We start from the raw sequence: 443 nt of genomic DNA on the forward strand, positions 1-443 counted from the left end.
GCATCCAGGTCACAGCGCATCCGGGTCCATCCCTTATAGCCCACCACCTCCGGTTCTTTGTCGGGCAGGTTTTGATAATTTGCCTTATAACCCTCCGTTAAATGGGCTAAAGCAGCTTTCATAAAAACGACCGTCCCCCAGGCCGCACCTGGAGATTCAGGTCTCATATGAGCGTCTACATACTTACCCTTGGATTTATGTTTACCTGGCCTGTAGAGATAATACGTGTCATCAAAGAATTTATAATCAATACCCGGTCCGCCGGGTTTTAGACGCGGATCCTCAAAAGGGTATGAACTCATATACAAATGATTCAGCGAAGTGGTAATAAATGCCTGATTATTAACCACCACCACTCTTTTTATTTCTTTTCCCTCCGGTCTGTCGACCATATTCCCCTCTGAATTTCTCTCTTGCCCCTGAAATGGGGACATATAAGATGC

Annotated in this window: 1 pseudogene; it reads right to left on the bottom strand. The window is 45.8% G+C overall.

What is annotated here, in order from left to right:
- Nucleotides 1-443: pseudogene (locus OGV52_RS01230) on the bottom strand (T6SS immunity protein Tli3 family protein); the annotation flags it as partial.

Source organism: Citrobacter sp. Cb041 (assembly GCF_030336655.1).
Classification (GTDB): domain Bacteria; phylum Pseudomonadota; class Gammaproteobacteria; order Enterobacterales; family Enterobacteriaceae; genus Citrobacter; species Citrobacter braakii.